This is a genomic window from Falsiroseomonas sp. RANM36 (assembly GCF_056682175.1).
On record NZ_JBWXTD010000003.1, the window covers coordinates 46635 to 46925 of the forward strand.

The window sequence follows — 291 nt, forward strand, 5'->3', positions numbered from 1 at the left end:
CCGCGATCCTCGGCCTGGCGGTGGCGAAGGCCGGCCGCTTCGAAGCCGCGCCGATCCGCGACGCGATCCGCGAGGTGACGGGCGCCGAGGGCGAAGTCGTGCATGCCGGCCCCGATGGCTTCAAGCGCGCCCTGGACCTGCTGCGCGCGGGCCAGAAGATCCGCTATGTCGGCGTGATCGGCCCGGTGACCTTCGACCAGAACGGCGACATCACCGGCCCCTTCCGCAAGTGGCGCATCCAGAACGGCGAGATCACCACCGTCGGCCAGATGACGACGGAGGAAGTGCAGG

1 protein-coding gene is annotated in these 291 nt (G+C 70.4%); it reads left to right on the plus strand.

Annotated elements, in window-relative coordinates; all coding sequences use genetic code 11:
* A partial coding sequence (locus tag AC1MIR_RS05135; protein WP_480027114.1) for a hypothetical protein occupies positions 1 to 291 on the plus strand: 291 nt, incomplete at both ends.